At 61.2% G+C, this 16,251-nt stretch carries 15 protein-coding genes and 3 pseudogenes; 1 reads left to right on the forward strand and 17 read right to left on the reverse strand.

Annotated features, from left to right (window positions below; all coding sequences use genetic code 11):
- From AWB74_RS37590 to AWB74_RS37605, 4 genes and pseudogenes are all read right to left on the reverse strand, one after another.
- Positions 1-290: pseudogene (locus AWB74_RS37590) on the reverse strand (class I poly(R)-hydroxyalkanoic acid synthase); the annotation flags it as partial.
- Positions 291-376: 86 nt separating this feature from the next.
- Positions 377-778, reverse strand: a complete 402-nt coding sequence (gene phaP / locus AWB74_RS37595; protein WP_061151671.1) for a TIGR01841 family phasin — start codon at positions 776-778, stop codon at positions 377-379.
- Positions 779-1,031: 253 nt separating this feature from the next.
- A pseudogene (locus tag AWB74_RS37600) lies at positions 1,032-2,483 on the reverse strand (NAD-dependent succinate-semialdehyde dehydrogenase).
- A gap of 133 nt (positions 2,484-2,616) precedes the next feature.
- A pseudogene (locus tag AWB74_RS37605) lies at positions 2,617-2,932 on the reverse strand (NAD(P)(+) transhydrogenase (Re/Si-specific) subunit alpha); the annotation flags it as partial.
- A gap of 112 nt (positions 2,933-3,044) precedes the next feature.
- Between AWB74_RS37605 and AWB74_RS37610 the strand changes: the two are divergent.
- On the forward strand, positions 3,045-3,299 hold the full coding sequence (locus tag AWB74_RS37610; protein WP_061151672.1) for a hypothetical protein: 255 nt from the start codon (positions 3,045-3,047) through the stop codon (positions 3,297-3,299).
- Between the two features lie 15 nt (positions 3,300-3,314).
- Here the strand turns inward: AWB74_RS37610 and AWB74_RS37615 are convergent, their stop codons facing one another.
- The 13 genes from AWB74_RS37615 to AWB74_RS37675 all read right to left on the reverse strand — a co-directional run bounded on the left by AWB74_RS37615 (position 3,315) and on the right by AWB74_RS37675 (position 16,218).
- On the reverse strand, positions 3,315-3,830 hold the full coding sequence (locus tag AWB74_RS37615; RefSeq protein ID WP_061151673.1) for a MaoC family dehydratase: 516 nt from the start codon (positions 3,828-3,830) through the stop codon (positions 3,315-3,317).
- A 43-nt stretch (positions 3,831-3,873) separates the two neighbouring features.
- Positions 3,874-4,038, reverse strand: a complete 165-nt coding sequence (locus AWB74_RS48770; RefSeq protein ID WP_143749403.1) for a 4Fe-4S dicluster domain-containing protein — start codon at positions 4,036-4,038, stop codon at positions 3,874-3,876.
- A gap of 616 nt (positions 4,039-4,654) precedes the next feature.
- Positions 4,655-5,587, reverse strand: coding sequence for an electron transfer flavoprotein subunit alpha/FixB family protein (locus AWB74_RS37625; protein WP_061151674.1), 933 nt, complete (start codon positions 5,585-5,587; stop codon positions 4,655-4,657).
- A gap of 21 nt (positions 5,588-5,608) precedes the next feature.
- Positions 5,609-6,358 carry an electron transfer flavoprotein subunit beta/FixA family protein gene (locus tag AWB74_RS37630; RefSeq protein WP_061151675.1) on the reverse strand — a complete coding sequence of 250 codons (750 nt, stop codon included), beginning with the start codon at positions 6,356-6,358 and terminating at the stop codon, positions 5,609-5,611.
- A gap of 145 nt (positions 6,359-6,503) precedes the next feature.
- Complete coding sequence (gene bktB / locus AWB74_RS37635) at positions 6,504-7,694, reverse strand: beta-ketothiolase BktB (protein ID WP_061151676.1); 1,191 nt, start codon at positions 7,692-7,694, stop codon at positions 6,504-6,506.
- Positions 7,695-7,851: 157 nt separating this feature from the next.
- Entirely contained in the window at positions 7,852-8,577 is a 726-nt protein-coding gene (locus tag AWB74_RS37640; RefSeq protein WP_061151677.1) for a nitroreductase, read from the reverse strand.
- 25 nt (positions 8,578-8,602) lie between these two features.
- Positions 8,603-9,802: a CaiB/BaiF CoA transferase family protein gene (locus AWB74_RS37645; RefSeq protein WP_061151678.1), complete on the reverse strand. Its 1,200-nt coding sequence runs from the start codon at positions 9,800-9,802 to the stop codon at positions 8,603-8,605.
- 317 nt (positions 9,803-10,119) lie between these two features.
- Positions 10,120-10,911: an enoyl-CoA hydratase/isomerase family protein gene (locus tag AWB74_RS37650; RefSeq protein ID WP_061151679.1), complete on the reverse strand. Its 792-nt coding sequence runs from the start codon at positions 10,909-10,911 to the stop codon at positions 10,120-10,122.
- A gap of 48 nt (positions 10,912-10,959) precedes the next feature.
- On the reverse strand, positions 10,960-12,099 hold the full coding sequence (locus AWB74_RS37655) for an acyl-CoA dehydrogenase family protein (protein WP_061151680.1): 1,140 nt from the start codon (positions 12,097-12,099) through the stop codon (positions 10,960-10,962).
- Positions 12,096-13,181, reverse strand: a complete 1,086-nt coding sequence (locus tag AWB74_RS37660; protein ID WP_160110355.1) for an acyl-CoA dehydrogenase family protein — start codon at positions 13,179-13,181, stop codon at positions 12,096-12,098. The genes AWB74_RS37655 and AWB74_RS37660 overlap by 4 nt, the downstream gene beginning before the upstream one ends.
- 57 nt (positions 13,182-13,238) lie before the next feature.
- Positions 13,239-14,153: an SDR family NAD(P)-dependent oxidoreductase gene (locus AWB74_RS37665; RefSeq protein WP_061151697.1), complete on the reverse strand. Its 915-nt coding sequence runs from the start codon at positions 14,151-14,153 to the stop codon at positions 13,239-13,241.
- Between the two features lie 11 nt (positions 14,154-14,164).
- The gene (locus AWB74_RS37670) at positions 14,165-15,343 is read right to left on the reverse strand and encodes a thiolase family protein (RefSeq protein ID WP_061151682.1); all 1,179 of its coding nucleotides are present in this window, start codon (positions 15,341-15,343) and stop codon (positions 14,165-14,167) included.
- A gap of 74 nt (positions 15,344-15,417) precedes the next feature.
- Positions 15,418-16,218, reverse strand: a complete 801-nt coding sequence (locus AWB74_RS37675; protein ID WP_061151683.1) for a citryl-CoA lyase — start codon at positions 16,216-16,218, stop codon at positions 15,418-15,420.
- Between the last annotated feature and the right edge of the window lie 33 nt (positions 16,219-16,251).

The following is a 16,251-nucleotide window of genomic DNA, read 5'->3' on the forward strand; positions in this document are numbered from 1 at the left end:
GGGTTCGCGCTCCAGGCCTCGGCGTTGAAGCGCCGGTCGCCGCGCTCGGGCTGGACCGCCGGCTCCGATTTCTGCCCCGTTGCATTCGCAATCATTCCAGCGTATAACGCAATCTGCTGCTGCCAGTAATGCGCCTGTGCCTGCGCCAGCGCGAGCACCGGCATACTGGAGGAACTCGAAGGCGCTTCGCCGATCTTGCCGGACGCGCCGGTGTAGGCCTGCAGTAGCGTTTGTCCCGATTTGAAGAAGCCCTGAATAAACTCGTCCGGCATGTTGAAGGGCGCGGCCATTGTGTCTCCCGAAAGTCATGATTCAACGTCCTCGCCGTTCCCGTCGCGACAAGGGTCTGCTCGCGTGACGGGCGCAGGGTTGTCGGCTATTTGCGCTGAAGCATCTGCTGGATCTCCGCCGCGCGCTCATTCGCGCGCTTTGTGAGACTCGCCATTGCCTCGACTTGCGACTTGCGTGCAATTTCCGCCAGATCCTTGATGTCTTCGACCGCCTTCTGACACGCATTGCGCGCCACTTCGGCATGTTTGCCAGGGTCCGTCGCCCCGACCTGGGCGGCCGCCTGAATGTCCTGCATTGTCTGCGTCAGCATCTCAGTCTGCTTACGGGCGAACGCCTGCATCGCGTCGTATGCGGACTTGTTCGCCTCGACGATCGCCTCGATGTCCTTCTTGCGCGACTCGACCAACGCGGACATATCAACGCCCGGCACCTTGAACTGCTCGAGCACCTTCGTCAGATCACCAAAGGGATTTGTTTGTTCAGCCATGACCGACTCCTAGATTTTCACGAGAACGACATCCCGCGAGCTTGCACTCAATAGGCACGACGTTGGCATCATGCGCGCATCGCAATCAACCGCCACGTTCCATTGCTCTGTACTTACGAATTTGCAATTTGAACGCCGTCTTTCCGAGATTGGAACCGAGCGAGTCCAGTCGCAACTTCACTTAGGATAAAGTAACGGTGACCTGCTGCGATGCTCCCTCAGAGCGCCGATACTTCGGCAGCGACCAGCGCGCTCAGACGTTCCCGAAGCAGACATACTTTGCCTCCAGATATTCCTCGATGCCGGAATGCGCGCCTTCGCGGCCCATGCCGGACTCTTTGGTACCCCCAAACGGTGCGACTTCATTGAAGACGAGGCTGTCGTTTATGCCAACCACACCGCATTCGAGCGACTCCATTACCCTGAAGGCGCGGTTGATATCCTTCGTGTAGAAGTACGCGGCGAGGCCGGTGCGTGTGTTGTTGGCCAGCGCAACAACGTCATCTTCATTCATGAAACGCAATATGCTCGCGATAGGACCGAGAATCTCGTCGCCGCACAGACTCATGTGCGGTTCGACGTCGATGAGGACGGTCGGTTTGAAGAAGTTCGCGCCTGGTGCGAGGCGCTCCCCACCTGTCGCGATGATAGCGCCGGCACGCACCGCGTCATCGACGATTTGCTCGATCCGCGCGACAGCGGCATCGTTGATGAGCGGGCCAATCTGCGCCCCGTCCGCCATACCATCGCTCACTTTCATCATGGCGACCGTCGACACAAGCTTCTTGACGAAGCCATCGTAGACCTCCTCGTGCACGAAGAAGCGGTTCGCGCACATCGCGGCTTGGCCCGAATGGCGAAAGCGCGCGTCGATCGCGCCCTTCACGGCCAGATCGACGTCCGCGTCTTCGAACACTATGAAGGGACAATTCGCCCCCAGTTCGAGCGACACTTTCTTGAGGGTTTCCGAGGAAAGCGCCATCAGCCGCTTACCTTCTTCGATGGAACCCGTGAAGGCGATTTTCGCATGCGCTCGTCCGACACCATCGTAGGCCTGATCGTTTCGCCGTTCCCCGTCAACACCGACAGCACGCCGCGAAGCAAGCCGGCGTTCTCGCCGAGCACGCAGAGCGCGAGCGCTGAGAAGGGAGTCTGTGGATCGGGATGATGCACGACCGTGCAGCCCGCGGCGAGCGCCGCGCCCACACGCCGCGCGACCATCGACAAAGGGAACGTCCAAGAGGTGATCGCGCCGCATACGCCGACGGGCTGATGCAGCACGCGGATACGCTGATTACGGCGTGGCGCGGCAATGTTGTCGCCGTGGATGCGGCGTGCTTCCTCGGCGAACCATTCAAGGTAATTCGCCGCCTGGGTGACCTCCCCCCCGCGCTTCATGCAGCGGCTTGCCTTGCTCGCTGCACAGCAGGATCGCCAGGTCCTCGCGGTGGCGTTCGACCAGATGCGCCCACTCGCGCAACACCGATGCACGCTCGCGGCTGCTCCATCCGCGCCAGTCAGACAGCGCCGCGTGCGCGCGGTCGATCGCTTCGCACACCTGTTGCGCCGTCACCTGCGGCACGGATCCGACGATCTCGCCGGTCGACGGATTGGTCACAGACACGCGCGGTAGCGGGGTGGTGTCAACCCAGCTTCCACCGATATATGCCGCCTGTTCGAAAAGACCCGGGCACTGCAGTTGCATAAGCCACCTCCTTCTCAGTGGACGCTTCGACATAGTGCGCACCATAAATTTGTCGAACCTTGGCTATGCCCAGGTTCTCGCTCAATGCGGTCCGCACAGAGGTTTCGAGGGGCCATTCCACAAAATTCGCAGCCTCGCCGGTTTCTAACGACACGTCGACGAACTTCTCACCCAGCGATTCAATCTGCTTTTTGACGGCCGGCCGCACATCCGAGGCCTCGACTACAGCGCCGGGACGCTTTGCCGTCGCAATGGCCTGCAGGCCCGCGACGCCTGCACCGAGATCAGCACGCGCGCGGCTTTGACTGCGCCGGCCGCGGTCATCAGCATCGGCATGAATCGCTGATACAGATTGCACGCGACCAGCCCGGGATGTTCTCTTAAGAGGAGAGCACATCGAGGCTTTGCACGCGCGTCGTGCGGGGCGCCGCTTCGAGCGCGCATGCGGTAAATCATCATGAGGTTTGCCTTGGTTGCAATTGCGCGATCCTCGAAAGCCTATAGACTCTCTATGCATGGTCGTGAAACAGCGCCTTACGCTCAGCATCCGAGAAGTCGAGCGTGATCGCCGCCGTCGGCAAAAGCGCCAGCCACGCTGGCGGCACCTGGCTCTATCTCACGCCGTTACATACGATGACGCAGACCGTCCGTGTGCTGGTCGGCGATATCCGCAAGGCACTGGAGTACATCAGACAGCTCGTATTGCAATCGCCGAAACTCAATCGCTGGCGCGCGCTGTTGCGCCTCGTCTGCACACAGATCACCCCTTCTAATCTGCCTCGGAATACCCGTGATCTGCTGGTTGCACTGGAGTGATTGCGGCTTCTTGATTTATGGGCAGGCAGTTCCAGGTATAGTCGCGTTTTTGACCGTTTGAACGTCGCGCGCAATCAGCATGACCAGTGTCTCGGCGATCAGTGCCGGCTTGGATTCACCTTCGATCTGCAATTCGTTGGCGATCTTCAGAATAAGGCGGCCCCCGGATTTTCTTTCGATCTCCAGCAACACTAGCCGGCTACGCACCCGTACGCCGGCTTTCACAGGCGCGACGAAGCGCACTTTGTCCAGTCCGTAGTTCAGGCCCGCCGCTGCGTCTGCAGGAATCATCCCGATGTCGATCGCCAGCGCCGCCAGCAGCGACAGCGTCAAGTAGCCGTGCGCGATCGTGCCGCCGTAAGGGCTCTCGCGTGACGCGCGTTCGACGTCCACATGAATCCACTGCTTGTCGCCAGTGCAGTCGGCAAACGTATCGATGCGCGCCTGATCGACGACGACCCAATCTGATACCCCCAATTCACGACCGACGAAGTCGTCGAGCGTAGCCATGCTGTAATCAATGATGCTCATGCTGTTGTCTCCCTCAGTTGATCGGTCGATGCAAGTCGGCCCGTCATTCACACATTCGGTAGCTCGAACCGCCGCTGCCTGCCGGCGTGACCCACACGACGAATGCGTCGGGTCTCACGTCGCAGGTCTTGCAGTGCGCCTCAGTTCTGCGCGTTGACGATGAGTGGGTCGGCCAGGTCCAAGCTTTTGACGAACTACAGCATCGAATGCTGCGTCCTCAGCAAGCGTGCCGGACTCGATCGCGCCGTGACTGCCCTTGACCCGCGTTGCGTTCAGAAGTCCCGCGTTGTCGCCGGTGGGCAAACCTCTGCATAGCGACGGGTTACCGGGCGCGTTGTGAGTTTGCCCGGAGCAACAACTCACGCCGTCGCGTTCAATCAGTGCGCCGAATCCAGCGGTGCAGGGATGCAGCGCCCGAGTGACACGACGGAGGCGCGGCTCGATCTAAGTCCATCACGTATCATCGATAGAAGGAAGGTTTGAGTCCATCCAGTCGTATTGGCTCGGGGACGCCCATGCCCAACTTGAAAAGGTGTGGATGCGAAGGTTCCGAGCAGTTGTGAGATTGTCCTGGACACGGCTGGCATCCGTTTTCTCCACGTCTCCAGGCACTCTCAAATCATTCCGAGCATCCATCACGATTCACGCTCCTGAGTATTAAAGAAAATCATTTCCCAATGAGCGACTGATGAGCTAGCAACCCGTTAATCCGTTTTTCGGACCGACTCAATCCGCAAGGAGATACCACTCGGCGCTTTGATCGCTCTCTGAAGCGATCAGCTACTCCGCCTCCTGCATTTTCTTTGTTCACGTATCGCCAGCGCCTAGATGCCTTCGACGAGTTCCGGCACGATCGCAAACAAGTCGCCAACGAGGCCATAGTCTGCAACACTAAAAATCGGCGCCTCGTCGTCCTTGTTGATTGCGACGATGACCTTCGAGTCCTTCATGCCGGCGAGATGCTGGATGGCACCCGAGATGCCCACTGCGATGTAAAGTTGTGGCGCAACGATCTTGCCGGTTTGACCGACCTGAAAGTCGTTGGGGACGTAACCCGCGTCGACTGCGGCGCGCGAGGCGCCAAGTGCGGCGTTGAGCTTGTCGGCGAGCGGCTCGAGAATCTTCGTGTAGTTTTCGCCACTGCCGAGCCCCCGTCCACCCGAGACGATGATCTTAGCGCTCGTCAGTTCGGGACGGTCAAGCTTCGTGATCTCGCGGCTTACGAACTTCGAAAGACCACTGTCTCTTGCGGCTTCGACCTCCTCGACTGGTGCGCTGCCGCCTTCGGACGCGACGGCATCAAACGCTGTTGTGCGGACGGTGATGACCTTGATCGGGTCTTGCGATTGCACCGTCGCAATGGCGTTGCCTGCAAAGATCGGACGCTCAAATATGTCGACACTAACAACAGCGGTAACGTCGCTGATCTGCGCGACATCGAGCTTCGCAGCAATACGTGGTGAAATGTTTTTACCGTAAGCCGTGGCCGGCGCAAGGATGTGTGAGTAGTCTTTTGAGATGCCCAGCACGGTGCCCTCGACGTTTTCCGCGAGACCTTCCGCAAGTTGCGGCGCGTCTGCAAGCAGCACCCTGTCGACGCCTACGATCTTCGCTGCCGCAACAGCCGCAGCGCGTACGTTGTGACCCGCGACCAGCACGTGAATATCCCCGCCGATTTTCTGTGCTGCGGCGATTGTGTGCAGCGTCGCGGCCTTAATCGAGGCGTTGTCGTGTTCTGCAATTACCAAATTCGTCATTTGCTCTGTCTCCGTGTCTACTTAAAGTACCTTCGCTTCGGTCTTCAGTTTCTCGACCAGCGTTTTCACATCCGGCACCTTCACCCCAGCGGAACGCTTCGGCGGCTCGGCGACTTTCAGCGTTCTAAGGCGCGGCGCGACATCGACGCCGAGATCTACGGGTTTGATCGTTTCCAGCGGCTTTTTCTTCGCCTTCATGATGTTGGGGAGCGTCACGTAGCGCGGCTCGTTCAGACGCAGATCGGTCGTGATCACGGCCGGCAGCTTCAGCGCAAGCGTTTCGGCGCCGCCATCTACTTCACGAGAAACATTAGCTATCCCATCAGCTACAACGACCTTGGACGCGAACGTCGCTTGCGGCAGATTCGACAAAGCACCGAGCATCTGACCCGTTTGATTCGAGTCGTCGTCGATGGCCTGCTTGCCGAGGATCACGAGTTGCGGCTGCTCCTTGTCGACTAGCGCTTTAAGGAGCTTGGCGACAGCGAGTGGCTGCAACTCTTCATTCGTCTCGATAAGAACTGCGCGGTCCGCCCCGATCGCCAACGCCGTGCGAAGCGTTTCCTGTGCCTGCGCAACCCCTGCCGACACGACAATCACTTCGGTCGCAACGCCGGCCTCTTTCAGGCGCACCGCCTCTTCCACCGCAATTTCATCGAAGGGGTTCATAGACATTTTCACGTTCGTTAGATCGACCCCCGAGTTGTCCGACTTCACCCGGACCTTCACGTTGTAGTCAATCACACGTTTCACTGAAACAAGTATTTTCATTTCCAGCTCCCATCAAGCGCTCCTGCGCCAATAGTCGTCCAATGACGGCTCGACCAACGATTTGCGACGATTCCGCCTATGACACAGGACAAGTGCCTACGGCCGCGCCTATATATAGCCGGTCGTTAGCGCGTAACACTCGCGCTTACGCATTAATTCGTTCGAATATCGCCGCGATGCCCTGCCCGCCGCCGATGCACATCGTCACCAGCGCATAACGCCCACCAATACGCTGCAATTCGTACAGCGCTTTCACGGTGACGATCGCGCCCGTCGCGCCGATCGGATGCCCGAGCGAGATACCCGAGCCGTTCGGATTAACCTTGGCAGGATCGAGCTTCAATTCCTGCGCCACGGCGCACGCTTGCGCGGCGAACGCTTCGTTGGCTTCGATCACGTCGAGATCGGCGACCGTCAGGCCCGCGCGTTCGAGCACTTTCTGCGTGGCCGGAACCGGGCCGATACCCATGATTCTCGGATCGACGCCCGCGTGCGCGTACGCGACGAGGCGCGCGAGAGGCTTTATGCCGCGCTTTTCGGCGACGCTGCGCTCCATCAGCACAACGGCGGCTGCCGCGTCGTTCAGACCGGACGCGTTGCCCGCCGTGACCGTGCCGTTTTCCTTCGCGAACACAGGCTTCAGCTTGGCGAAATCTTCCGCCGTGGCTTTCATGCGCACGTGCTCGTCGGTATCGAACACGGTGTCGCCCTTCTTCGATGCCAGCGTGATCGGCAGAATCTGTTCCCTGAAATACCCGGCTTCGATGGCTTGCGCCGCGCGCCGGTGGGATTCGAGCGCGAGCGCGTCCTGCGCCTCGCGCGTAACGCCGAACTTCGCCGCGACGTTTTCCGCGGTCACGCCCATGTGAATCTTGTCGAACGGATCGTTGAGCGCGCCGACCACCATATCGACGATACGCGCGTCGCCCATGCGCTGACCGAAGCGCGCCGCGGGCATCGAATACGGCGCGCGGCTCATGCTTTCCGCGCCGCCACCGACCGCAACATCTGTGTCGCCTAACAGAATGCATTGCGCGGCCGAGACGATCGCCTGCAACCCCGAACCACACAGACGGTTCACTGTCACGGCCGGTGCGTGCTGTGCGACGCCGCCGTTGATCGCGGCGACGCGCGCGAGGTACATGTCGCGCGGCTCCGTGTGGATGACGTTGCCAAACACAACGTGCCCCACTTCGTCGCCCGACACCGACGCGCGTGACAGCGCCTCGCGCACCACACGCGCGCCGAGATCGGTCGGTGGAAAGCTCGCCAGGCTGCCTCCGAACTCGCCGATGGCGGTCCGTACACCGCTCACAACTACCACATCTCTGCTCAATTTTCACTCCATTCGACAACATATCGGAAGCCCGCTTCAATCCAGGCTATTCCGGTACTAGTTCACATCAACTCGATGTCGATGCCCTGCGCAAGTTCGATCCGGTCTGGCCGATATCCGCTGGCGATGTTTTTGAAAACCTATGTAAGCGCGCGGCTCAGATCCATCGGGTGAAGCTCTCCACCGCCTCTCGTGGCGTTCTGTAGGTGTTCACGTCCGCGGTCTCATCGGCATAACCGAGCGCCATGCCGCAAACCAGCATTTCATTCGAACCCGCGTCGATGAAAGGCATGACGATCTTCGCGCAGTTGTTCCACGCCGCCTGGGGGCAGGTGTGCAGGCCGAGGGCGCGCGCCGCCAGCATCAACGTTTGTAGGAACATGCCGTAGTCGATCAGTGAGCCGCGGCCCATGACGCGGTCGATGGTGAACATGAGGCCGACTGGCGCGTCGAAAAAACGGTAGTTTCGCTGCGCCTGCGCATGCATCTTGTCCTTCTCCCCTTTTCCGATTCCGAGGTGACCATACAGAGTCAAGCCGTTGTGACGTCGCCGGTCGATGTAAGGCGAGACCCACTCCGCAGGGTAGTAGCCGTCCACCTCGCCGTACTCGGCGGTCAGGGAAGAATTGACACGGGTCGCATCATGTGCCGCACACACTTTCGCAACCAATGCATCGCGACGTTCGCCCTGCAGCACATACACCTTCCACGGCTGGGTGTTAGTGCTGGACGCCGCGCAACTCGCGATCCTCAGAATTTCGTCGACTTGCTCGCGCAAGACCGGTTTGTCGGGCGAGAACGCACGGCACGAGAACCGGCTCTCGATCGCCGATATCACGCTAGCCGGGTCGCAAACGACTGCATTGACTTGGGACGTCGTCATTGAAGTACCTCCATGGTTTGCCACCTCAGACCGTGCCCGCGTGGCGCAGCTCGGCAATCTGCTCGCTGGACAGCCCCGCGAGTTCGCGGAGGACCTCATCGGTATGTGCACCCAGGGCCGGCGCCGGCCTGATCTCCGGCGACGGTGTCCCGCTGAAGCGGGGCTGCACAGCCGGCATCTTCAGTTGGCCGATTTGCGGGTGTTCGACGGTGGCGATGCTGCCGCGGGCCTGGTAATGCGGGTCCGCGACGATGTCCTTGATCGAGTAGATCAATGAATAAGCGAGGCCTTTTTCTTCGAGAATCCGGCACACCTCCAGAACCGGCAGCGACTTGATCCATTCGGCGACGATGTCGTTGACTTCCTCGACGTTCTCGGTGCGTTTCGCGTGGCTGGAAAAGCGCTCGTCGCCGACAAGGACCGGAATGACTTCGCACAGGCGACCGAACATGCGATCGTTGGATACGGTCAGGACGATGTAGCGTCCATCGCACGTTTCGAAATGATCACCCGGGGCGGCCGCGAAGTGAAGGTTGCCCGTCCGCTCGCGCGGCAGTCCCAGCTTCTCGTACGCCGTAACCATCACGTCCGTGAAACGGAACACTGTTTCGTACAGCGAGAGATCAATTTGCTGACCTGCGCCGCCACGCACATCACGGTGGTAAAGCGCCACCATGGTTCCGAAAGCGCCAAGGACCGCTGTTGAATAGTCGGCCATTGCCGTGCCGAGCTTCACTGGAGCGCGATCCGGATAGCCCGTGGCGTTTAGCGTGCCACCCATTGCGAGGGCAATGCGGTCATATCCTGCCCGGTTTGCGTACGGTCCGGTCTGGCCGTAACCAGAAACACTGAGCATCACAAGCCTAGGATTCACTTTCTTCAGGTGCTCCCAAGACAGGTTCCATTTATCCAGGATGCCAGGGCGGAAGTTCTCCACGAACACATCGGCGTGCTTCACCATCTCCCTTAGAATCCTCTGGCCTTCGGGGTGGTGCAGATCGAGCGTCATGGACTTCTTGTTTCGCCCTTCGACATTCCACCAAAGGCTTTCCCCTTCCACCATCGGCCCGATATGGCGCAACGAGTCTCCGCGGCCCGGCTGCTCGATCTTGATCACGTCCGCGCCCAAGTCTGCAAGCAGCGTCGCGGCAACGGGGCCTGCCACCATGGTGCCGATGTCGATCACCCGCACGCCGGACAACGGCCCTTTGTCTTTCGTTTCCATAGATGCATCCTTCAAATTGTCGATATCAGCCGAACTGCCTTAGGTCAGGGCGATCGGCGAACACTGCGCTAATTCAGTCGCCTCGAGACAACGCGACCCACTTCGCCTGCTCCTGACTCTAAAAGCGGACCGCGTCAGCGGGGGATCCAGGAAGCGGCTCAAGCCCTTTATTGCGCAAGTCGCAGGCGTGCTTCGGGTCCCGCGGGGTATTCGTTGACTGCCAGCACGACCAGGCTGATCAGGCCGCGCGCCGAGTGGGGTTCCAGTGAATGCTCACGGTTGTCTCTTTTGATGTTGATGTCGCGCGGCGGGCAGGACTAGTTGCCCTTGAACTGCGGGGCGCGCTTTTCCTTGAACGCCGCAAGCCCTTCGACCCGGTCGGCAGAAAAGTGGTGCAAGTTGCTCAAGGCTCGTTCATAGCGCAGTCCGATGGACAGCGGCTGATCCAGCGAATCATTAAGCGCCTGCTTCATGCGACCGAGGACCAGTGGGCTCTTGGTCGCGAGCTTCTTGGCAAGCGCCTCCACTGCGCTAATGAAGCCGTCATCAGCGACCACCTGGTTGACGAGGCCAAGCGCCTTCCATTCGCTAGCCGGATGCATGTTGCCCGTGAACATGAGGAGTTTGGCGTTATTCAATCCCACCTTCCTCGGCAGGCGGACCGTGGCGCCCGCGCCCGGGAACAGCGCGTAGTTCGAGTGGGCATCGCCAAGACGTGCAGACTCGGTGGCGATGACGAGGTCACAGGCAAGCACCAGTTCCAGTCCGCCGGCGACGGCAATCCCATTGATCGCGGCGATAACCGGCATGGAGCAAGCTTCGATCAACTCCGTCAGCGCCCCAATGGCTTTGACAAACTCAGCGCCGCTTTCCGGCCGGCTCCTAGCAGGATCCTTTAAATCGGCACCCGCGCAGAAGGCGCGGCCCTCGCCTGTCAGAACGATGACGCGGACTTCCGAGTTGCACTGCGCGTCGGTGATCGCCGTTGTCAAACCGTTGACAAGCGAGAGCGTCAGCGAATTCAAGGCCTGCGGTCGATTTAGCTTCAGCCATAAAACGCCGTCGCTCTGCTGTCGCTGAAGTTCTTCAGTGTCCTTGACTGTTTCCATTTGTGACTCCTATTGGCTTGCGCCGCATGTGTTGAATGAGATGGCTTACTACCGCAGACCAAGCGACTTCGCGACGATGCCGCGCAGCACTTCTTTAGTCCCGCCGCGGATCGTGCAGGAGGGTGCGTGCAGGATGACGTTGGCTAGCGCCGCGCTGTACGCGTCGGAGGCGCCCGGCTCCGGCTCGGTCTGCAGGACAAGCCGGAGAGTCTCGGGAATTTCCTGTTCGAAGCAGGTGCCGAGGTCCTTGACCAGCGCCGCATGCAACGAGGCGTCCTGTTCGTCGGTAATCATCGCGGCGATCGAGCGCGACATCCTCCTTAGCGTCGACAAGTGAGCGACCAGGCGCCCGACCGTCCGGGCGCCCTCAGCCGACGGCTGCGTCTTGAGTACGGCGACAAACTCCTCGACCGCGCCCATGTGAGACATGAACCGGTCCGGCCCGCTTCGCTCGAACGTGAGCTCGCTCGTGACCTGTTGCCAACCTTGGCCTTCCACGCCAATGAGGGCATCGTCAGCGAGAAAGACGTCCTGGAAATGGACTTCGTTGAAGTCGTGGTCTCCGGCGATGTTGACGATGGGCCGGCATGTGATGCCGGGCGTCTTCATGTCGACCAGAAATTGGCTCAAGCCGGCCTGCCGCACTTCACTCGCAGGCGCCGTGCGGCACAGCAGGATCATGTAGTGTGTGCGGTGCGCGCTCGAGGTCCAGATCTTGGCACCATTCACCCGCCAGCCGCCGTCCACCTTCGTGGCGCGCGTGCGCACCGATGCGAGATCCGAGCCCGAGTCAGGCTCGCTCAAGCCGATGCAGAAATAGCACGTTCCGGCGGCGATCCGGGGAAGGATCTCTTCGCGCTGCCGTTCTGTGCCGAAGCGCAGCAACAGCGGCCCGCTCTGGCGCTCGGCTACCGCATGCGCAAAGATCGGTGCACGAACGGCGAGCAGTTCCTCCAGAACGACCAGACGTTCCATCAGTCCGTACCCACCGCCGCGATAACGCGTGGGAAAGCCCATGCCGATCCAGCCGCGCTTGCCAAGGGCCTCGCTAAACTCGGGATCAAAACCGCTGAAAGAAGCGGCGTTGTGCCGATTGCCGTGCCAGCCGTCGACGAACTCGCGCACTTCAGCTCGAAGCCCCTCAGCGATCTCTGACTGACGGGGGCGGGGAAAGGAAAGGTTGTTCATCGTGCTGCTCCTGCTTCTGCTGCGCCACTTGCGGTCGTCGCCGTCGGCACCACTGCGCGCCAGAGGGACTGTCCGGGGTCACCGGCCAGGATGCGTTCGCCAAGCTCGCGAGACCAGAAAGCCTCGTTGCCGCACTCGTCTCGCCAGGACCACAGCCGCTTCGTGAATCGGTGCAATTCGTGTTCCTCGGTGAAGCCGATGGCCCCGAACACCTGGTGCGCGATCGCGCAAGCCTGCCCCGCTGCTTCGCCGGTTCGGATCTTCGCGCTGGCGGCGGCAATGCTTTGCGTGAGGGGCTCGCCCACCCCATCCAGCCACTCGTCGATCGCTTCGCTGCCAGCCTCGGCAGCCGCACGCGCGGCTGCCGCCTGCGTCGCGAGAAAGGCAATGCTCTGCTGCACCGCCTGGAACTTGCCGATCGGTCGGCCGAACTGCACGCGAAGGTTGGCGTACTCAACGGCAAGAGCGAGGCACCGTTCGATCGCTCCGGCCATGAGAGCACTGCGCAGAATCGCCGCAAGCGAGAACAGCTCACGCGCGTCAAGAGGCGCGGAAACCACCGCCTGCGGCACAACGCCTTCGAGCACCAGCGTGTCGCGCGGCTCGCCGGCGAGATTGCGGCCTGACGTGATGGAGACGCCCGCCGCATCCCGGGCCAGGACGATCAGTTGAGCGGCTGTGCCGGAACCCACGATGAACGCGACGTGCGTGCATGCGTCGCCCCATGGGACGCGGGGGAGCGTGCCATCGACACGCCAGCCGTCGCGGGCGGAACCCAGCCGGATCTGCTCGGAGTGCGCCGACGGCGCAATGGTCGGCAAGGTTGCGCCCTCGACGCCTGCGTGGTCTAAAAGCCAGTGTCCGACCATCGCTTCCGCCAGCGGAGCGGCCGCGGCATGCTCACCGGCCAGGACCAGAAGCCCGCAGGCATCCGCCCAGCTCACGCCGGCGCCATCCTTGCTCTCAGGAAGCAAAGCCTTGTCGAATCCGGACTCTTGCAGGACTGCCCACAGGTCCTCGGGCTTGTCCTCGAATATCCGGAGGGCCGCTTCATGCAGCATGTCACGCGTCTCCTCACTCATCGCTTGCTCCTGCCTCTCTTCACTCATCGCTTGCTCCTGGTGGTTGTCTTCGCCCCGTCAGACGGGATCCCAACTGAAGATGTCGCGCGACTTGTCCAGCGGGAAGAACGAGGGCTTCATCATGGGCAGCGCCACTTCAAGGCACGTATCGACGGTCCAGCCCTCGCTGCGGTGCGCGGTACGGATCGGCCGCGGTTGAGAGAACAAGTAGATCTCGTTGCTGCGAACGCCGAAGATCTGACCGGTCACGCCAAGGGCTTCGTCGGTGAGCAACGCGCAGGTGAACGGCGCAATCTTGGCAACCTCCATGCGCTGGTTGACCAACGTGCGGGCCAGCCCTTCCGGAGTGTCGGTCGGGATCGAGCTCACCATGCGGGTGAATGCAAATGGCGCAATACAGTTCGACCGCACCTTGAAGCGCTCCATGTCGAGCGCAATCGATTTCGACAGGCCGACGATGCCCATCTTTGCAGCAGCGTAGTTGGCCTGCGCGCCATTACCGATCAGCCCTGAGGTCGAAGTCATGTGCACGATAGCGCCGGACTCCTGGTTCCTGAAGTGCGGCGCGACGGCACGGGCCATGTTGAAGCAGCCCTTCAGGTGCACCTTCACTACCGCGTCGAAGTCCTCTTCCGACATCTTGTGGAAATAGCCATCGCGCAGGTTGCCCGCGTTGTTCACCAACCCATCGACGCGCCCGTACGTGTCGAGCGCATGCTGGATGATTCGCTGGGCGGAGCTCCACTCGGCCACGCTGTCGGTGTTTGCGCTGGCCTCTCCGCCGGCTTGGCGAATCTGGTCGACGGTCTGCTGGGCAGGTCCCTCACTGCCCCCCGCGCCGTCCATGCTCACGCCCAGGTCATTCACGATCACGCGCGCGCCCTGGCGCGCTGCCTCGAGTGCGATCTCCTTGCCCACGCCGGCGCCTGCGCCGGTCACCACGATCACTTTGCCTTGCAGTCGTTGCGTCATCGCTGACTCCTTCATGCCGTGAGAATGGACACAACCGCTACCGCGGACTCGTGACCGACTTGGCCGCCCGAGTTTTGCGCCAGAGCGACTTTGGCGGAATGGCGTTGCCGTTCCCCTGCTTCACCGCGCAACTGCTGAACCAACTCGGCGATCTGCGCCGCACCGGTGGCACCGATCGGATGACCTCGGCTGAGTAGACCGCCGCTCGGGTTGACGGAGATTCGCCCGCCGATGTCCGTGGCACCGCTTCGCAGCAACTCAACGCCCTGTCCTTCGGGACAGAACTGCACGACCTCGTAGTTGATGAGCTCACCGGGAGCCGATGCGTCGTGAACCTCAGCAACGTGGACCTCGTCCGGCCCGATCGAGGCTTCTTTGTAGGCGGCCTTCGCGGCGCTGACCGAAGCGCTCGGCTTGGTGGGATCCGCCATCCCGGACAAAAGGACGGAGCTTGCAACCCACACAGGCCTGCATCCCGTCAATTGCGCCGCGACGCGGCTCGAGACGAGAACGATCGCGGCCGCACCGTCGCCGATCGACGAGCACATCGGAAGCGTGAGCGGGTCGCTGATCATGCGCGCGGCCAGGACCTCCTCGACCGTCGTCTCCTTGCGAAACTGTGCGTACGGGTTCATGGCGCCTGCACGACGGCTTTTGACGGTGATCCGCGCGAAGTCCGCTGGCGTTGTTCCGGTCGCTTTCATGTAGCGCCGCGTGCGTTCCGCGTAGATGTCCATGAAGATGGATCCGCTGCCGGAACCGATGTGCGACGGCATGACATCTTCCTTGTCCACCGCTCCTCCGAACGCCCCGAACGACACCGCTTTGTCGGGGTGGCTCAGCTTCTCCGCACCGACAGCCATTGCCACGTCCGACTGGCCGCTGGCAACTGAATGCCAAGCAAGATGGAAAGCCGTGCTGCCGGTCGCGCAGGCATTCTCGACGCTGACCATCGGCTTTCCCAACAGGCCGGTATATCTCAGTGCGGCTTGCGCGCGCACCATCTCCTGGCCCGTGATGAGTCCGGCTGCTGCGTTGCCGAAAAAGACGCGGTCCACGCGCTCGGCACCGATGCCGGCATCAGCCAGCGCGTTGCGTACGGCCTCTTCCGCGGACGTCCTGACCGAGCGGTCCATAAATTTTCCGAAGGAGGTCATTCCAATGCCGACGACTGCGACGCGAGTGTTCATGGTTTATCCAATCAAGTTATGAGAAAGTCAAAAAGGGACGCCGGCAGATGCAGCGGTGTCAAAAGTTGGTGCAATCAGATCGCGCTGGGGCTGTCGTTTTTGCGTCGGGCGGGGCCGTCGTATTCAACCTGGTCAAGCGTGATCTGGCGCCAGCCGGGCTCGCGCACGGACTCCTCGAATGCGTGGGCGAACAGGCCCGCGGTGCGCGGAACGACGATGAAGGCGCGAGCCAGCCGCCAGTCGAATCCCATGTCCGAGATGATTGCTCCAACCGCCGCATCGATGTTCGCCAGCAGTGGTCGGTTTTTCTTCTTGATCAGCGCCTTTTCCAGCTCGCGAGTCATCCGGATGTGGTCGCCTGCCAGCCCGTACTCCTCGGCGAGCGCGAACAGCCTCTTTCCGCGAGGATCGCCCTCGGGATGCTGCGGATGCCCGAAGCCATCGAGCCGCTTGTGGTTGCCAACGTACTCAGTCGCCACATCCTCATAGCTGCGTCCGCTCGAGGCTGCCTCGGACACCAGCTCCTGGATGTAGCGTGCGAACTCTTCACCGGCACCCCCATGAACGTCGCCAAACATCATGGCGCCGGCAGCCACCGAGCATTGGATCGGTACGCCAGCGGCTTGCACGAATCGGGTGACTGTCGAAGACGGAGAAATACCGTGGTCGGCCACCGAGATGAACATCGCATTGATGATCTTCGACTCGTTGCCCTTGGGAAGCTCTCCCTTGTAGAGCAGGTACACCATCGCTCCGAAGTCGATCTTGCCGACGAGATCCGTGAGGACGTCGTAGCCCCTGACCAAAGTACCTTCATGGGGAGAAGGGTCAGCGATGGCGGTTCGCCAGTATTTGCGGTCTGCAGTTGTGGTCATGTGTGCTCCATTCTGGTAGGGCGGTGAAGGCTC

The sequence above is a fragment of the Caballeronia arvi genome, from assembly GCF_001544695.2.
In the GTDB taxonomy this organism is placed as follows: domain Bacteria; phylum Pseudomonadota; class Gammaproteobacteria; order Burkholderiales; family Burkholderiaceae; genus Caballeronia; species Caballeronia arvi.

Excerpts from the sequence above, each read along its gene's own strand:
- phaP (WP_061151671.1), bottom strand. The coding sequence starts at position 778 with ATGGCTGAACAAACAAATCCCTTTGGTGATCTGACGAAGGTGCTCGAG.
- AWB74_RS37615 (WP_061151673.1), bottom strand. The coding sequence starts at position 3,830 with ATGAGCATCATTGATTACAGCATGGCTACGCTCGACGACTTCGTCGGT.
- AWB74_RS37625 (WP_061151674.1), bottom strand. The coding sequence starts at position 5,587 with ATGACGAATTTGGTAATTGCAGAACACGACAACGCCTCGATTAAGGCC.
- AWB74_RS37630 (WP_061151675.1), bottom strand. The coding sequence starts at position 6,358 with ATGAAAATACTTGTTTCAGTGAAACGTGTGATTGACTACAACGTGAAG.
- AWB74_RS37640 (WP_061151677.1), bottom strand. The coding sequence starts at position 8,577 with ATGACGACGTCCCAAGTCAATGCAGTCGTTTGCGACCCGGCTAGCGTG.
- AWB74_RS37645 (WP_061151678.1), bottom strand. The coding sequence starts at position 9,802 with ATGGAAACGAAAGACAAAGGGCCGTTGTCCGGCGTGCGGGTGATCGAC.
- AWB74_RS37650 (WP_061151679.1), bottom strand. The coding sequence starts at position 10,911 with ATGGAAACAGTCAAGGACACTGAAGAACTTCAGCGACAGCAGAGCGAC.
- AWB74_RS37655 (WP_061151680.1), bottom strand. The coding sequence starts at position 12,099 with ATGAACAACCTTTCCTTTCCCCGCCCCCGTCAGTCAGAGATCGCTGAG.
- AWB74_RS37660 (WP_160110355.1), bottom strand. The coding sequence starts at position 13,181 with ATGAGTGAGGAGACGCGTGACATGCTGCATGAAGCGGCCCTCCGGATA.
- AWB74_RS37665 (WP_061151697.1), bottom strand. The coding sequence starts at position 14,153 with ATGACGCAACGACTGCAAGGCAAAGTGATCGTGGTGACCGGCGCAGGC.
- AWB74_RS37670 (WP_061151682.1), bottom strand. The coding sequence starts at position 15,343 with ATGAACACTCGCGTCGCAGTCGTCGGCATTGGAATGACCTCCTTCGGA.
- AWB74_RS37675 (WP_061151683.1), bottom strand. The coding sequence starts at position 16,218 with ATGACCACAACTGCAGACCGCAAATACTGGCGAACCGCCATCGCTGAC.